This window comes from Gordonia iterans (assembly GCF_002993285.1).
Lineage (GTDB): Bacteria > Actinomycetota > Actinomycetes > Mycobacteriales > Mycobacteriaceae > Gordonia > Gordonia iterans.
In genome coordinates this window covers 1,884,103-1,899,710 of record NZ_CP027433.1, presented here as the reverse complement: position 1 = coordinate 1,899,710, position 15,608 = coordinate 1,884,103, and the positions used below count along the sequence as shown (strand labels likewise).

Below are 15,608 nucleotides of genomic sequence, written 5' to 3'. Positions count from 1 at the left end.
ATCAGGCCTGCGGCAGGTGGTTCTCGCCGGTGCGCTCGTAGTCGGCCAGCAGGTCGATGCGGCGCTGGTGACGCGGCTCCTCCGACCAGGCGGTCGAAACGAAGGCGTCGACGATCGCCAGGGCCTCCTCCTTCGAGTGCATGCGGCCGCCGAGTCCGATCAGCTGCGCGTTGTTGTGCTCGCGCGCCAGTTGCGCGGTCTCGACGCTCCAGGCCAGTGCGCAGCGCGCACCCTTGACCTTGTTCGCCGCGATCTGTTCGCCGTTTCCGCTGCCGCCGAGGACGATGCCCAGGCTGCCCGGATCGGCGACCACACGCTCGGCGGCCTCGATGCAGAACGGCGGGTAGTCGTCGAGGGCGTCGTACTCGTGGGCTCCGCAGTCGACCACCTCGTGGCCGGCTGCTCGCAGATGATCGGCGATCTCGTTCTTGCGCTCGAAACCGGCATGGTCGGCACCCAGGTAAATCCGCATGGACGTCACTATAGATTGGTGTCGTGGACAGCCACGCGCCCATCCCCTCTGTTCCCGGCGTCTTCGATCCCCTCGTGGCGGAGCCGCCGGTCCATCAACCCGGCCCCGACGCGGTCTGGCGACCGCCGGCCCCGTACTCCGGGCCGCCCCGCTTGCACCCGTGGGAGATCCCACTCCTGGTGCTGCTGGTCCTGCTGACACTGCTCGGCTACGCGGCGATCCTGCTGCTCGTCTCGAACGGCATGATCAGCGACTACTTCCTGGCGCTGCTGGCGATGCCGCTCATCATCTTTCTCGCGCGCGGCCTGTTGTTCGCTCAGCAGCGGGTCAACGGGGTGCAGATGACGCCCACGCAGTTCCCCGAGGGCTACCGGATGATGGTCGACGCCGCCGCGCGCTACGGCCTGCACTATGTTCCCGACGGATTCGTGGTCAGCGGCAACGGCGCGGTCAACGCGTTCGCGTCCGGACACGGGTTCCGCCGCTACATCGTCGTCTACTCGGACCTGTTCGAGGTGGGCGGCCGCGCCCGCAGTCCGGAGGCGCTGGAGTTCGTGATCGGGCACGAGGTGGGCCACATCGCGGCCGGGCACACCTCCTACTGGCGACAGCTGCTCACCGGAACCCTGATGTCGGTGCCGATCCTGGGCACCACGCTCTCCCGCGCCCAGGAATACAGCGCCGACAACTACGGCTACTACACGCGGCCGTCCGGCGCTCCGGGAGCGATCGGCCTGCTCTCGGCCGGCAAGTACATGCTCAGCGCCGTCGACTTCGATCAGTTCGCCGACCGGGCGACGCGCGAGAAGGGATTCTTCGTCACCCTGGTGAATCTGTTCTCGACGCACCCGGTCCTCACCTGGCGCGCCGCCGCGCTCCGGGACCGCAGCCGGTCGGGTTCGTTGTTCCGCCGTCCGACTGCGATCAAGCGCGGCGTCGGGAGCGGGCACGCCGTGCCGATAGCGCCGCCGCCTGCGCCGACGGATCTGCCGCCGGGCGCCCTGCCCAACGGTCTGAATCCGCCGCCCAAGTTCTGAGCCGTCAGCAGTATCCCGCCGTCAGCCGAACTCCGGGTCTTCGGTCCGGGTGCGTTTGAGCTCGAAGAAGTGCGGGTACGAGGCCAGGGCGACGACGCCGTCCCAGACGCGGCCCGCCTCCTCGCCGCGCGGGATCCGGGAGAGCACCGGACCGAAGAAGGCGACGTCGTTGACGTGAATCGTGGGCGTACCGACGTCGTCGCCGACCTTGTCCATGCCCTCGTGATGGCTGGTGCGGACAGCGTCGTCGTACTCGGTCGTCGTCGCCGCGTCAGCCAGGTCCGCCTCCAGTCCCGCATCGGCGAGGGCCTGTGCGATCACCGCCGACATGTCCTGCTCCCCTTCGTTGTGCCGCCGGGTACCCATCGCCGTATACAGCTCGGCGACGGCCGCATCGCCGTGCCGGGCCTGCGTCGCGGCCAGCACCCGCACCGGCTCCATCGCCCGGGCGAGCATCTCCCGGTAGGAGTCCGGGATGTCCCGGTTCTCGTTGAGCACCGCCAGGCTCATGATGTGAAAGTTCACCTCGATAGGCCGAACCCGCTCGGCTTCGAGGATCCAGCGCGAGGTGATCCAGCACCACGGGCACAGCGGGTCGAACCAGAAGTCCACGCGATCACGTTCAGCCATGACGCCATTCAACCACTCTCGTCGCCGCGGCGAGTGCTGCGACCCAAGCACGCAGCCTGCGTCCACTCGATGTCAGGCGATGCCATCGGTCCGGACTTCCGCAGAAGTCCGGACCGATGGTGTCCTGACTGTCGAGAAACCCGGATCAGCCCCAGTTCCACCATTTCCAGAACGCACGGACGGTCTCACCGCGGTACCGGTCGCCCCAGACCCCGCGGCCGCAGTTCTCCAGTCCGACGTAAGCGCCGATGAGGCCGCCGACGATCCATCCGACGATGAAGAACAGCCCGATGAGCGCACCGACGGCGGCCGCCGGACCGACGCACGCGGCGTTCTGGTTCCAGAGCTTCATCATCTGGTTGTATGCCTGCTCCTTGTTCTTGGGCTTGGGCAGGGGCCGCTTGGGGAGGGCCGCCGGCGAAAGATGCACGGACTTGCCGTCCGCGGCGACGTTCGCGCGCAGCGGGTACGTCTTGCGGTCCGACGTCGTCACACTGAGGGGAATCCGGTTCTTGACGACTCCGCGCGCGTTCGTGAGCTCCAACTCGTTGCCGACCTGCTTCACCGCGCCTGAGGTCACGGAGAGCGCGATGGCCCCATCGACGAGCTCGACCTGCACCGGCCCGAGGTCCACTGCGTGCGCAGGAGTCGCCCCTGCCGTACCGACCGGAACCACCAGCAACGCCACGACGGCGGCCGCCAGCATTCCCAGGATCGAAACAACGCGCTTCATCTGTCTTTCCTCCCCTTCTCCGCAGTGGTTCTGCAGTACCGACATCGAATCACAGGACATTCTCAGATTTGCGAGAGCGGACCGTATCCAGCCGAATTCATCCGTTCGGATTACTCGGCTCAGCTGACAGAGTTCGGCCATGCCGCTCTCACCTGCCGCCGATCGAGACGCATTCGTGCTTGTCGTCACATCGGCGGTTCACTAGCGTGAGGTTCAGGTCGGGCAGTACCCACACGAGCCCCACATGAGGAAACCGTCATGAAGACCCGAAAAGCCCTCACCGCGGTGATCGCCACTGCCGCCGTCGCTTCCGCGATCACCGCCACCACCGTTCTCGCCGCGCCCGCGTCGGCGGTCCCGTTCCCGGTCACCCAGATCCCCGCCTCCGGCGTCCAGGTCAGCGGCCTGGTGGTCCCGGCGCCGCTGTTCGTCGGCATCACCGCCGACTCGACCAGCCGACGCGGATGGACGGCCTTCACCGCGCCTGCGTCACCGGCGGTGTGCTCGTCGTCCGCGGCCGGCATGCTCGTCGACGTCGACTACGTGAACACCGCGACCGGCCACCGCGGCCATGTCCGGATGAAGCCGTGCCCGCACTTCCGGGATCCGGCGCAGTTCCGGCCGGTGGCCTTCACCGGTTCCGGACAGATCCTGTTCACCACCGCGATCCGCGGTTCGTGGGCGTACCCCAACGCCGGCCAGCCGTCGATTCCCGGCGGCGGCGCCTTCGTCGCCCACTGACGGAGGCTGGGACACGCAGCTAGAGTCGACCGCGTGACTGCTCCCAATCTCACGCGGTCGGCTGCCCAGCAGCGCGCCGCGCTCATCGACGTCCAGAACTACCGGATCGACCTCGACCTCACCGACGGCGCCGGCGGCCCCGGGGAGACCACCTTCCGGTCCCGCACCGAGGTCAGGTTCACCGCAACCCCGGGGGCGGAGTCCTTCATCGAGCTGGTCGCCCCGAACCTCATCTCGGCGACGCTCAACGGGGCCGAACTCGACGTGACGTCGTTCGACGAGTCCGTCGGGCTCCCCCTGACCGGGCTCGCCGAGCAGAACGTCCTCTCCGTGGTCGCCGACTGTGCCTACTCGAACACGGGCGAGGGCCTGCACCGCTTCGTCGATCCGGCCGACGGCGCGGTCTACCTGTACAGCCAGTTCGAGACCGCGGACGCCAAACGGATGTTCGCCTGCTTCGATCAGCCCGACCTCAAAGCGACCTATTCGATCAGCGTGCTGGCCCCCTCCGACTGGGAGGTGATCTCCAACGGCGCGGTCGCCGAGACCGAGACGATCGGCGACGCCAAGCGCGTCGGGTTCGCCACCACCGAGGTGATGAGCACCTACCTCGTCGCGCTCATCGCCGGACCGTACGCCACATGGACAGACGAGTACACCGACGAGCACGGCGTCATTCCGCTCGGTCTGTACTGCCGCGCCTCCCTCGCCGAGTTCATGGATGCCGACCGGCTCTTCACCGAGACCAAGCAGGGCTTCGGGTTCTATCACCGGACCTTCGGCATCCCCTATCCGTTCGGCAAGTACGACCAGCTCTTCGTCCCCGAGTTCAACGCCGGGGCCATGGAGAACGCCGGTGCGGTGACCTTCCTGGAGGACTACGTCTTCCGTTCCCGCGTGACCCGCTACCTGTACGAGCGGCGCGCCGAGACCGTCCTGCACGAGATGGCGCACATGTGGTTCGGCGACCTGGTGACCATGCAGTGGTGGGACGATCTCTGGCTCAACGAGTCCTTCGCGACCTTCGCCTCGGTCCTCTCCCAGGTGGAGGCCACCGAGTACACCAATGCCTGGACCACGTTCGCCAACGTGGAGAAGAGCTGGGCGTACCGCCAGGATCAGCTGCCGTCGACGCATCCGATCGCCGCGGACATCCCCGACATCGCCGCGGTGGAGGTCAACTTCGACGGCATCACTTACGCCAAGGGCGCCTCGGTGCTCAAGCAATTGGTCGCCTACGTCGGACTGGAACCGTTCCTCACCGGTCTGCGCGAATACTTCGCCGAGCACCGCTTCGGGAACGCCACCTTCGCCGATCTGGTGGGAGCACTGGAACGCGCCTCCGGCCGGGATTTGTCCGGCTGGGGCGCGCAGTGGCTCAAGACCACCGGTATCAATGCCCTGCACCCGGACTTCCAGCTCGACGACCAGGGCCGGTTCACCGACTTCGCGGTCGTGCAGGGCGGCGCCGAGCCGGGTGCGGGCGAGATCCGCGTCCACCGGATGCGGATCGGCATCTACGACGACGAAGACGGCCGCCTGGTGCGCACGCACAGCGTCGAGATCGACGTCGACGGGCCGCGCACCGAGGTGCCCGAGCTGATCGGGGTGCCGAGGGGCGCTCTGATCCTGCTGAACGACGACGACCTCACCTACGCGTCGGTGCGCCTGGACCCGGTGTCGCTGGCCACCGCGACGGCCCGGATCGGCGACATCGCCGATCCCCTCCCCCGCACGCTCGTGTGGTCGGCGGCCTGGGAGATGACCCGGCAGGCGGAGATGCGCGCCCGCGACTTCGTCGCTCTGGTCAGCGCGGGCATCGGTGCCGAGACCGAGGTCGGGGTGGTTCAGCGGGTCCTGTTGCAGGCGGCGACCGCGCTGGAGAGCTACGCCGAGCCCGGCTGGGCGGCCGACACCGGCCGGACCGAGTTCGCAGCACGGCTGCTGACATTGGCGCGCGCCGCCGAGGCCGGATCGGACCACCAGCTCGCGTTCGTGACCGCCCTGCTCGGCGGAGTGGTGAACGACGACCAGATCGCCGGGCTGCGAGCCCTGCTCGACGGCGCGGATCCCGCGTCGGTCGGCCTGCCCGGTCTGACCGTGGACGCCGAACTGCGCTGGAAGCTCGTCAAGGCGCTCGCCGCAGCGGGAGCGATCGATCCCGATGCCGAGGCCACACCGGTGATCGACGCCGAGGCGGAACGCGACAACACCGCCGCCGGCGCGCGGCACGCCGCGGCTGCCCGGGCCGCTCGGCCGCTGGCCGCGGCGAAGACCGGAGCGTGGGCCACCGCCTTCGACGACGACGCGGTCGCCAACGTCACAGTCCGGTCGATGGTCGAGGGCATCGCCCGGCCCGGCCAATACGAGCTGCTCGCTCCGTTCACCGCCGAGTATTTCGGGAAGGTCGGCGAACTGTGGCGTCGTCGTTCGTCTGAGGTGGCGCAGACTGTGGTGGTCGGGTTGTACCCGTCGTGGGAGATCAGCGAGGACGGGCTGGCCGCGGCCGACGCGTTCTTGGCCTCCGGCGACGTGCCGCCGGCACTCGCGCGGCTGATCTCCGAGGGTCGCGCGGGCGTCGAGCGCGCGCTCCGGGCCCGCGCCTTCGACGCGCGCTGAGATCTCGACTCCGCTCGATCAGCGAGGAAACCCTCGCTGATCGAGCGAAGCCCCCCGACGGTCGAGCGGGCCCCCGACGGTCGAGCGGGCCCCCGACGGTCGAGCGGGCCCCTCGACGGTCGAGCGAAGCCCCTCGACGGTCGAGCGGAGTCGAGACCACGACAAAGGACCCGGCCTCGCGAGCGAGACCGGGTCCTGACGTCGTGAGTACTACGGGCGGGCGACGGCGGTGGCCATCACGCGCAGGGCCGAGACCAGGCCGTCGATCAGCTGGTTCTGCTTGAACGCGGACACGGCGGCGGTCACGCCGAGTTCGGCGACCCGGTCGTTGACCCGACCGGCGACTTCGGAGCCGGACACCACGACCACGTCGCGGGTGTTCGGCGACACGGCGATCAGCGTGCCGTAGGCGGGCTCGGGAGCGCGGGCCAGGATCTGACGGGCGTCGCCCTCCAGGTCCGAGCTGAGGTCGCCGATGTACACCGAGAAACGCACTTCCGCCAGGTTGCTCGCGTCGCGGAGCGCGTCGTCGAGCGCGATCAGTTCGTCGCGCCGGAACGGCGGGGTGTCGAAGGTCGCGCCGGGGAACAGCGCCGCCGAGATCCGGCCGCTCGCGGTGACCGCGGCGCCGAGAGGCAGGCCTTCGTCGTTGTAGGCGCCGATCAGATCGACCACGCCGGCCTTCTGCTGGGCGATGTCACCACTTGCCACTTGCGTACCCTCCCTCGGTGTCGGCCGGCTCGAAATGGCGGGGCAGGGCCATCGGCTCGATCTCGGTTGCACTGAACAGCGCGGGCGAGCGCGTCCACTTCTGATCCAGCGTGTACTCGGGGATCTTCGGGCGCCGGACACCCGAGGAGAACAGCATCGAGATCACGCACCCGGCCACGGAGATCACCGTCAGAACGATGACCACCATCCCGACGTTGACGATCCAGTCTTCCACTGTCAGCCTTTCGACAAGCGCCCCGCTCGGGCGCAGTTGACCCGTCAGGGCCGCGAAGTTGCCTGTCTAATTTAACCCACCCCGTGCCGCCATGTGCGCGGAGGGCCTACAGCGCGTCGTAGATCTCTGCGCACGGCGGAAGGCGGGCGCCCCGTGCGGTGCCGCTGCCCGCCGGACGATCGTGGACAATGGTGGACGTGAGCACCTTCTACGACCAGGTCGGCGGCGAATCGACCTTCCGCGCGATCGCCGAGCGCTTCTACGCCGAGGTGGCCAAGGACGAGGTCCTGGTGCCGATGTACCCCGAGGCGGATCTGACGGGCGCCGAACGGCGGCTCCGCATGTTCCTCGAACAGTACTGGGGCGGCCCGCACACCTATTCCGACGAACGCGGGCACCCGAGGCTGCGGATGCGGCACGTCCCGTACAAGATCGGCCCGATCGAACGCGACGCCTGGCTGCGCTGCATGGAGATCGCCGTCGCCTCCGTTCCGTCCGACGTCCTCGACGACGAGCACCGCGCCCGGCTGCTCGAGTACTTCCAGGCCGCCGCGCACTCGCTGATGAACAGCCCCGTCTGAAAGCGATGTGAAACAATCGCACTCGTGAGCTTCGATCCCACAGCACCATCCGGTTCCCCGGACCAATGGTGGACCAACGCCGTCGTCTACCAGATCTATCCGCGCTCGTTCTCCGATCTCAACGGCGACGGTGTGGGCGATCTGGCCGGAGTCATCGACAAGCTCGGATACCTCGAACTGCTCGGCGTGGACGCGATCTGGCTGTCGCCGATCATGCGGTCGCCGATGGCCGACCACGGCTACGACGTGTCAGACCCGCGCGACGTGGACCCGGTGTTCGGCGATCTGGCGACCTTCGACGAGCTCGTCGCCGAGGCGCACGACCGCGACATCCGCGTCACCATGGATCTGGTACCCAACCACACCAGCAATCAGCACGCCTGGTTCTCAGCCGCGCTGGCCGCCGGCCCCGGCAGCCCCGAGCGCGAGCGCTACCTCTTCCGGCCCGGACGCGGCGAGCACGGCGAACTCCCGCCCAACAACTGGACCAGCGTGTTCGGCGGCCGCGCGTGGAGCCGGATCCGCGAACCCGACGGCGAGCTGGGCGAGTGGTACCTGCACCTCTTCGCCCGTGAACAGCCCGACCTCAACTGGGAGAACCCCGAGGTGATGGCCGACCTCGAGCAGACCATGCGGTTCTGGCTCGACCGCGGCGTCGACGGCTTCCGGATCGACGTCGCGCACGGGATGGCGAAGGCGCCCGGCCTCCCGGACATGGAGACTCCGGCGGTCGTCCTCAAGCACACCGACGACGATCCGCGGTTCAACAACGACGAGGTGCACGAGATCCACCGGCGTATCCGTGCGGTGATGGATCAGTATCCCGGCACCGCCAACGTCGGCGAGGTGTGGGTGGAATCCAGCGAGGAGTTCGGCAAGTACGTCCGGCCCGACGAACTGCACCTGGGCTTCAACTTCCGTCTCGCGACCGTCCCGTTCGACGTCGACGCGGTCCGGGAGGCGATCGACGAGTCCCTCGCCGCCACCGCCGCGGTCGGCGCGACGCCGACGTGGACACTCTCCAACCATGACGTTCCGCGCGAGGTGACCCGCTACACCCCGCCGGTGCCCGCGGACTACCCCGACCCCGAGTGGGCGGCCGAGAACGCCCTCGGCATCGGGATCGCACGCGCTCGCGCCATGGCCCTGGTGGAGTTGGCCCTGCCGGGCACGGTCTTCGTCTACAACGGCGCCGAGCTCGGTCTCCCCGACGCCGACCTGCCCGACGACGCGCTGGTGGATCCCGTCTGGGAGCGCTCGGGCCGCACCGAACGAGGGCGAGACGGCTGCCGCGTGCCGATCCCCTGGGAGGGTGAGGAGCCGCCGTTCGGCTTCAGCTCCTCGCCGGACACCTGGCTGCCGATCCCCGCCGACTGGAACCGGTTCACGGTGGAGACCCAGCTCGAGGACGTCTATTCGACGCTCTCGCTGTACCGCCAGGCGATCGAACTGCGCTACGCCCGCCCGGAGTTCAGCGGTGACCGCGTCGATTGGTACGGCGCGCCGCCCGGTTGCTTGGCGTTCCGGCGCCCCGGCGGACTGATCTGCGCGCTGAATGGCACCACCTCCCCGGTGCCGCTGCCGCACGGCCAGATCCTGCTGCTCAGCCTCCCCCTGGTCGACGGCATGCTCGCGCCGAACGCCGCCGCCTGGCTGGTCTGATCGCGCGACCGGCGGCGGGCGGGTCTCGATACGCCGGGCCTCACTTCGTTCGCCCGGCTACTCGACCACCAATCCGGAACGGCTGTGCTGGTCGCGCGGCCGTCTTTTGGTGGTCGAGTAGCGGCGAACGAAGTGAGCCGCGTATCGAGACCAACCCGATCCCAGATGCGCTCAGAGCACCGACACGCCGAGCGCGGCGCGTCGCTGGTACACCGACCCGTAGCGGGCATCGACACGGATCCAGGCGGCGCTGCTGCGCACCCGGACCGGCTCCCCGGCAGCGATCGCATCGAGAGGCGAGTCCTCGGAGATCTCCCGGCCCTGCGCATCGCGGACGAAGCCCATCGCGGTCAGCGCGAAGACCGCACGCATGGTGATCCCGGCGCGCCGGTCCGGGGCGTCTTCGGAGGTCACCTCGACCACCTCCTGATCGAGCAACGACGACGCCGGACCGTGCGCGCCCGACTCGTCACGCGCCACCTGAGCGCCCTTGCGCGCGAGCGCGATCAGTTCCCGAGCCGGAACGTCGTCGAGGTGGAGGTATCCGTCGAAGGCCGGCAGCGCGCCGCGCCATGCGGCCGGCAACGCGAACCCGACCGAGTACGGCTCCGGCGACGGGGTGTCGCCCGCGTCGGCGAGCGCCGCCGCCAGGGCCCCGGCGTCGCCGACCACGTCGGACGGTTCCACCGCGCCGAACACCGAGCGCGTGGCGAGGACGTCGAAGCCGGTCCGCACCCAGAGCCCCACGGCGCCGTCGGACCGTTGCTTGAGCCGGATCACCCCGGAGTCATCGATGCGCGCCGCCCGCGCGAGGAAGGCGGCGGCGTCGCGACGGTCCCCCGCGGAGGCCAGCCGCAGCCCGCGGACCGTTCCCGCGGCCCCGTCGCCGGTCACGCCGGCGTCGTCTCACGCACGAAGGAACGCAGGTAGTCCTTCTCGTCCGGGGTCATGCGGCGCGGACGCTGGGTGTCGATGTCGAACGACACGAGCTGAGTGCTGGCCACCACGGCGGGCTTCGCATCGGCGCCTGCGCCGTAAGGCCGCACCTCGTACCCGACGGTGAAGTCGCAGGCGCGCAGCCGCTCCACGAACATGGTGACCGCGATCGGTGACTCGTCGTGGCGGATCTGGCCCTGGTACTTCACGTGCAGATCGGCGACGAGGCAGCCCTTGCGCATCGCGTGCGTGGGCTTGTCTTCGTAGAAGAGCCACGGGATACGGGCCTCTTCCAGCAGGGTCACCATCCGCGCGTGGTTGATGTGCGCGAAGACATCCATGTCCGACCAGCGCACCGGCACCTGGACCACGTAACCGTCGTCCGTCCGGTGTCCCGCGTCCTCGAACAGCCTGCGGTTCTCGACCACTCCGTCTTGGGGCATTCCGTCAGCCACCTCCTCGTCCTCCACCCTAGCCCCGGGGTCTGCGGCGGCTCCTGTGCACGCGCGGCGGAGCCTGCGCCGACGCGCGGTCGACGGATCAGACGACGCTGCGCAGCGCCCGGACCGCGACCGTCAGCCCGGCGACGCCGGGATCCGGGGTCTCCAGCACGCCGCGCACGGTGCCGCGCACGCGGGCCAGGGTGGTGCTCCGCGAGGACTCCCAATCGGCGATCTTCGCCTCGGCCCCGTCTTCCGGCTCGGACAGTTGCAGGATCGCCAGGGTCAGCGCCCGCACCAGCGAATGCAGGTCGTCCCGCAGGGCGAGCCGGGCCAGCAGATGCCAACGGTCGATGCGCTCCAGCGCGGCGACGGCATCGAGCAACTCGTCGATGGCGAAGTGCTCCAGGACCGCGAAGGCCAGATCACCGATCTCCTCGGCGCCGCGGTCGGCGATCTCGGCGACGTCGGCGACGTCGAGCAGGTGCAACCGATACGGAGCACGCGCCACCGACCGCGCCAGCTCCGGATCGGCGCCGCGCTCGACGAAGTCCGCCGCCGCCGCGTCGATCGAACGGGCGATGGTCGGCCGGGCCCACGCGTCGATCATCGGTGTCAGGCGTACGACGTCGGCGTAACGCCGGACCTCGGCCGCCGCGGCCAGCGGCTGCGGCCGGTGCTCCAGGAACCACCGCGACGCCCGCGAGAGGAGCGTCCGCTCGTACTGGGTCATGTCATCGAGCAGCGACGCGGTCAGCCGTGCGCGCCGCAACCGGACGACCTGACCGGTGAAGTCGAAGACGGCGGTGGTCGCCGCGTAGGCGCGCGCCGCCTCCTCGATGGTGGCAGTGGTGGCCTCGGCGGTCCGGAACAGGAAGGTGATGCCGCCGTCGTCGACGATCTGGTTCACCAGGCAGGTCGCAGCGATCTCCCGGCGCAGCCGGTGCCCCTCGATCCCGTCGGCGAAGCGGGCCCGCAGCGGAGCCGGGAAGTACGAGAGCACCACCTCGTCGAACGCGTCTCCGTCGAGGAGCCGTGACTCGATCAGCTCGGCCTTCGCCCCGAGTTTGACGTGCGCCATCACCGTGCACAGTTCCGGGCTGGTCAGCCCGCGTGCGAGCGGCGAGGCACGCCGCTCGAGCAACGCCTCCGGAGCCGGGAGCACCTCCAGCTGCAGGTCGACGCCGTTGTCGGCGAGTTGCGACAGCAGCCGCGCGTAGAGATCGGCCTCGTCGTCGGCGGTCCGCCGCGCCGCGCCGATCGCCGCGTTCTGCGAGATGTTGTCGGCGAGCACCAGGTCGGCGACCTCGTCGGTCATCGACTCCAGGAGGGACGTCCGCTCGTCGGCCGGCAGGGCGCCCGCCGAAATCTGTGAATCGAGCAGGATCTTGATATTCACCTCGTGGTCCGAGCAGTCCACGCCCGCCGAGTTGTCCAGCGCGTCGGTGTTGATCGCGACGCCGTGCAGGTCGGCTTCGACCCGCCCGCGCTCGGTGACCCCGAGGTTGCCGCCCTCCCCGACCACTTTGACCCGCAGCCGGTCGGCGGTCACCCGCACGGCGTCGTTGGCCTTGTCTCCGACGTCCGAGTCGGCCTCGCCGGAGGCCTTGATGTAGGTCCCGATACCGCCGTTGAACAGTAGATCGACGGGCGCAAGCAGAATCGCGCGAATCAGGTCCGGGGGCGCCAGCGCCGTCACGCCCTCGTCCAGCCCCAATGCGACACGCATCTGCGGGCTCACCGGAATCGACTTGACCTCGCGGGACCACACGCCGCCGCCGGCGCTGATCAGTCCGGTGCGGTAGTCGGCCCACGACGACCGCGGCAGGGCGAACAGCCGCTCGCGCTCGGCGTACGACACTTCCGCGTCGGGTTCGGGGTCGACGAAGATGTGGCGGTGGTCGAAGGCGGCGACCAGCCTGGTGCACCGGGAGAGGAGCATGCCGTTGCCGAAGACGTCACCGCTCATGTCGCCGACGCCCACCGCGGTGAACTCCTCCCGCTGGCAGTCGATCCCCCTCTCAGCGAAGTGACGTTTGACGGCCTCCCATGCGCCGCGAGCGGTGATGCCCATCGCCTTGTGGTCGTAGCCGACAGACCCGCCCGAGGCGAACGCGTCGCCGAGCCAGAAGCGATAGTGGTGCGCGATCGCATTGGCGATGTCGGAGAAGCTGGCGGTGCCCTTGTCCGCGGCCATCACCAGGTACGGATCGTCGGGGTCCCGGCGCACGACGGCGGTCGGCGCAATCACCGCTCCGGTCTCGTGGTCGAGGTTGTCGGTGAGCTGGATCAGCGCGGAGACGTAGGCGCGATAGCACTCGACGCCCTCGGCGCGGTAGGCCGCCTGATCGGCGGCGGCGTCCCCGGTCGGCGCCGGCGGCCGACGAACGACGAACCCGCCCTTCGCGCCCGCCGGCACGATCACGGCGTTCTTGACGGCCTGGGCCTTGACCAGACCCAGGATCTCGGTGCGGAAATCCTCCCGGCGGTCGGACCAGCGACACCCGCCGCGCGCTACCCCGCCGAAGCGCAGGTGCACCCCCTCCACTCGCGGGGAATGGACGAAAATCTCGTACTCCGGTCGCGGCGCGGGCGCCAGCGGGAGGTCGCGGGTGGCGAGTTTCACGGCGAGAGTCGGAGCGAACTCGCCGTCCACTGCGGCGCTCTCGGGGTCGTCGCACCGGAAGTAGTTGGTGCGCAGGGTCGCCCGGATCGACCGGGCGAGCGCGGCCAGGACCCGGTCGGCGTCGAGGCTGATCACCCCGGCCAGTTCGCCGTCGAGTTCGGCGGCCGCATCGTCGATCAGCCGGGGGCGCACGTCCGGCTCCACCGCGGGATCGAAGGTGGCGCCGAACAGTCCGATCAGCGCCCGGGTCACGTCCGGGTACCCACCGAGGACTTCCGCGAAGTGGGCCACGCTGTTGCCGAAGCCGCACTGCTGCAGGTAGCGCGTGTAGGTGCGCAGGATCGCGACCTCGCGCGCACCGAGTCCGGCCCGCAACACCAGCTCGTTCAGCCGGTCGACGGCCGCCTCCCCCGACCACATGCGCCGGAAGGCCTCGGCCACGCGCTGCTCCGAGCCCGCCGGATCGCTCGGGGTGACGTGCGGCGCGGGGGTGACGGTGAACTCGTAGATCCGCACGCCCAGGCCGTCGGCGCGGTCCACCCGGTACGGGTGCTCGTCGAGCACGGTCAACCCCAGGCTCGCGAGCATCGGCAGGATGTCGGTCAGGGCCGCATCCCGGCCGGCGAGATAGAGGGTGAACGTCCAGGGCAGGCCGCCCGACGCGCGCAGCACGACGCGGACGTCGTCGTCGACCGCCAGACCGGCGACGATCGGCAGATCGAGGGCAGCGGCGGCGGGCTGGCGCTCTTCGCGATACGTGGTGGACACTGTGGGCAGCAGACCCGAGACCACCGTGTCCGGGCCGGCGAGCGTGCGCACGTCGTCCTCCCACGAACGCACCGCCTCGGCGAGCAGGCGCTCGAGGCGCTCGTGCATCGGCGAACCGACCCGCAGCTCACTGGCATCGGGCGTCCTGCGCAGCCGCATCATCACCTGCAACTGGGCCAGCGGGCCGTCGGACAGCCGGGTCGCGAACTCTGACCGGCCGCCGCCGAGCTCTCGCTCGGCGAACTCGATGATCCGCTCGCGCACGGCGGTCGAGTACCGGTCGCGCGGAAGGAAGGCCATCGCGCCGACCGTGTGGCCGTCGTGACAGAGCCGGGCGAAGAAGCGCACCGAGCGTTCCAGATTGGCGGCGAGGAGCGCGTCGACGCGTTGAGCGAGCTCGGCCGCCGGGGTCGCGAAGACGGCGAACAGCGGGTAGGTCTGCAACAGCTCGATCGCGGCCAGTCCGCTGTACGAATCCTCCTCCAGACTGAGCGCTTTGAGGACGGCCGACGTCTTCTTCCGGACCACCGGAATCTCGCGCACCGACTGGTACAGGCCGATCGAGGTGAACGTGCCGACGAACTGGTGCTCCACGGCGCCGTCGTCGAAGCGGAGCACCAGCGGATAGCGGGTGCGCAGGATCCCGGTCTCCAGGTACACACGGTCGATCACCGGAAGGCCCCCGCCTCCCGCTGCCGTGTCGCTCTGCGCGGGCAGCGGCTGGAGCCGGATCGTCCGCGCATCGGACCAGACGCCCAGTCCGGCGCCGCCGTCGCCCGGAGCGTAACCGACGAGATGGAAGTTCGGGCCGTCGGCGATCCACTCGATCAGGCTCCGGTACTCGTCGCGCAGCGCCTCGGGCGCGATCGCCGCGTCCGCGAGCCCGGCCAGCCGGGCCCGCATGGTCCCGGCGTCGCGAGTCACCGCCGCAAGCAGCCCGACGGCCCGGTCCACCTCGCGGGACAGCTCTTCGGGGGTGCAGGGGGCCGAGGCGAACACGCTCACGCAGATCCAGGACTCGTCCAGGACCGGCCCCGGAACCTCGTCGTCGTACACGTCCCCGATGGCCAGCAGCCGGCCGGCGGTGTCGCGGACCACCGGCATGATCGGATGATCGATGCCCGCGACGGTCAACCCGCGCCCGTCGACCACGGTGAGCACCGACTCCACCAGCAGCGGCGCGTCGGCGGCGACCACCAGGACCTCCAGCGTCTCGCCCACCTTCGCGACGCTCACCACGTAGTCGCCGGGTGGCCGCAGCTCGCCCACGGCCAGGTGTCTGGCCAGCCGGTCGCGATCGGCGCCGGTGCCTCCGTACCGAAGTAGAGCCCCGGAGATCAGGTGTTCGGGCGACGGTCCGGTCGTGCTCTGATCAGTCATGCCAGCCTCCTCGTTAGGACGCTAGCCGCCGACCGGG

Annotated in this window: 13 protein-coding genes; 5 read left to right on the top strand and 8 right to left on the bottom strand. The window is 69.8% G+C overall.

Going from position 1 to position 15,608, the window contains the following annotated elements; all coding sequences use genetic code 11:
* Window position 1: 1 nt before the first annotated feature.
* Window positions 2-472: a ribose-5-phosphate isomerase gene (locus C6V83_RS08645; protein WP_105942058.1), complete on the bottom strand. Its 471-nt coding sequence runs from the start codon at window positions 470-472 to the stop codon at window positions 2-4.
* A 23-nt stretch (window positions 473-495) separates the two neighbouring features.
* Between C6V83_RS08645 and C6V83_RS08640 the strand changes: the two genes are divergently transcribed.
* Entirely contained in the window at window positions 496-1,509 is a 1,014-nt protein-coding gene (locus C6V83_RS08640; RefSeq protein ID WP_105942057.1) for a M48 family metallopeptidase, read from the top strand.
* Window positions 1,510-1,530: 21 nt separating this feature from the next.
* On the opposite strand, the gene C6V83_RS08635 is transcribed toward C6V83_RS08640, so the two are convergent.
* Window positions 1,531-2,139: a mycothiol-dependent nitroreductase Rv2466c family protein gene (locus C6V83_RS08635; protein ID WP_105942056.1), complete on the bottom strand. Its 609-nt coding sequence runs from the start codon at window positions 2,137-2,139 to the stop codon at window positions 1,531-1,533.
* A 145-nt stretch (window positions 2,140-2,284) separates the two neighbouring features.
* Window positions 2,285-2,872: a hypothetical protein gene (locus C6V83_RS08630; RefSeq protein WP_159067480.1), complete on the bottom strand. Its 588-nt coding sequence runs from the start codon at window positions 2,870-2,872 to the stop codon at window positions 2,285-2,287.
* Window positions 2,873-3,130: 258 nt separating this feature from the next.
* On the opposite strand from C6V83_RS08630, the gene C6V83_RS08625 reads away from it, so the two are divergent.
* Both C6V83_RS08625 and pepN read left to right on the top strand, forming a co-directional pair.
* Complete coding sequence (locus C6V83_RS08625) at window positions 3,131-3,613, top strand: hypothetical protein (RefSeq protein ID WP_105942054.1); 483 nt, start codon at window positions 3,131-3,133, stop codon at window positions 3,611-3,613.
* A 33-nt stretch (window positions 3,614-3,646) separates the two neighbouring features.
* Window positions 3,647-6,232 carry an aminopeptidase N gene (gene pepN, locus C6V83_RS08620; protein ID WP_105942053.1) on the top strand — a complete coding sequence of 862 codons (2,586 nt, stop codon included), beginning with the start codon at window positions 3,647-3,649 and terminating at the stop codon, window positions 6,230-6,232.
* Window positions 6,233-6,442: 210 nt separating this feature from the next.
* Here the strand turns inward: pepN and C6V83_RS08615 are convergent, their stop codons facing one another.
* A complete protein-coding gene (locus C6V83_RS08615; RefSeq protein ID WP_105942052.1) occupies window positions 6,443-6,943 on the bottom strand; it encodes a DUF5130 family protein in 501 nt (166 codons plus the stop codon).
* Window positions 6,930-7,178: an aa3-type cytochrome oxidase subunit CtaJ gene (gene ctaJ / locus C6V83_RS08610; protein ID WP_105942051.1), complete on the bottom strand. Its 249-nt coding sequence runs from the start codon at window positions 7,176-7,178 to the stop codon at window positions 6,930-6,932. Before ctaJ ends, C6V83_RS08615 begins: the two co-directional genes overlap by 14 nt.
* A 188-nt stretch (window positions 7,179-7,366) precedes the next feature.
* Here ctaJ and C6V83_RS08605 point away from each other — a divergent pair, with 188 nt between their 5' ends.
* Both C6V83_RS08605 and C6V83_RS08600 read left to right on the top strand, forming a co-directional pair.
* Entirely contained in the window at window positions 7,367-7,759 is a 393-nt protein-coding gene (locus C6V83_RS08605) for a globin (RefSeq protein ID WP_105942050.1), read from the top strand.
* Between the two features lie 24 nt (window positions 7,760-7,783).
* On the top strand, window positions 7,784-9,421 hold the full coding sequence (locus C6V83_RS08600; protein ID WP_105942049.1) for a glycoside hydrolase family 13 protein: 1,638 nt from the start codon (window positions 7,784-7,786) through the stop codon (window positions 9,419-9,421).
* A 171-nt stretch (window positions 9,422-9,592) separates the two neighbouring features.
* Here the strand turns inward: C6V83_RS08600 and C6V83_RS08595 are convergent, their stop codons facing one another.
* The 3 genes from C6V83_RS08595 to C6V83_RS08585 form a co-directional block, all read right to left on the bottom strand.
* Window positions 9,593-10,315: a hypothetical protein gene (locus C6V83_RS08595; protein ID WP_234353931.1), complete on the bottom strand. Its 723-nt coding sequence runs from the start codon at window positions 10,313-10,315 to the stop codon at window positions 9,593-9,595.
* Window positions 10,312-10,800 (bottom strand): acyl-CoA thioesterase, encoded by a 489-nt coding sequence (locus C6V83_RS08590; protein WP_105943822.1) that lies wholly within the window; start codon window positions 10,798-10,800, stop codon window positions 10,312-10,314. Before C6V83_RS08590 ends, C6V83_RS08595 begins: the two co-directional genes overlap by 4 nt.
* Window positions 10,801-10,897: 97 nt before the next feature.
* On the bottom strand, window positions 10,898-15,571 hold the full coding sequence (locus tag C6V83_RS08585) for an NAD-glutamate dehydrogenase (RefSeq protein ID WP_105942048.1): 4,674 nt from the start codon (window positions 15,569-15,571) through the stop codon (window positions 10,898-10,900).
* Window positions 15,572-15,608: the final 37 nt, after the last annotated feature.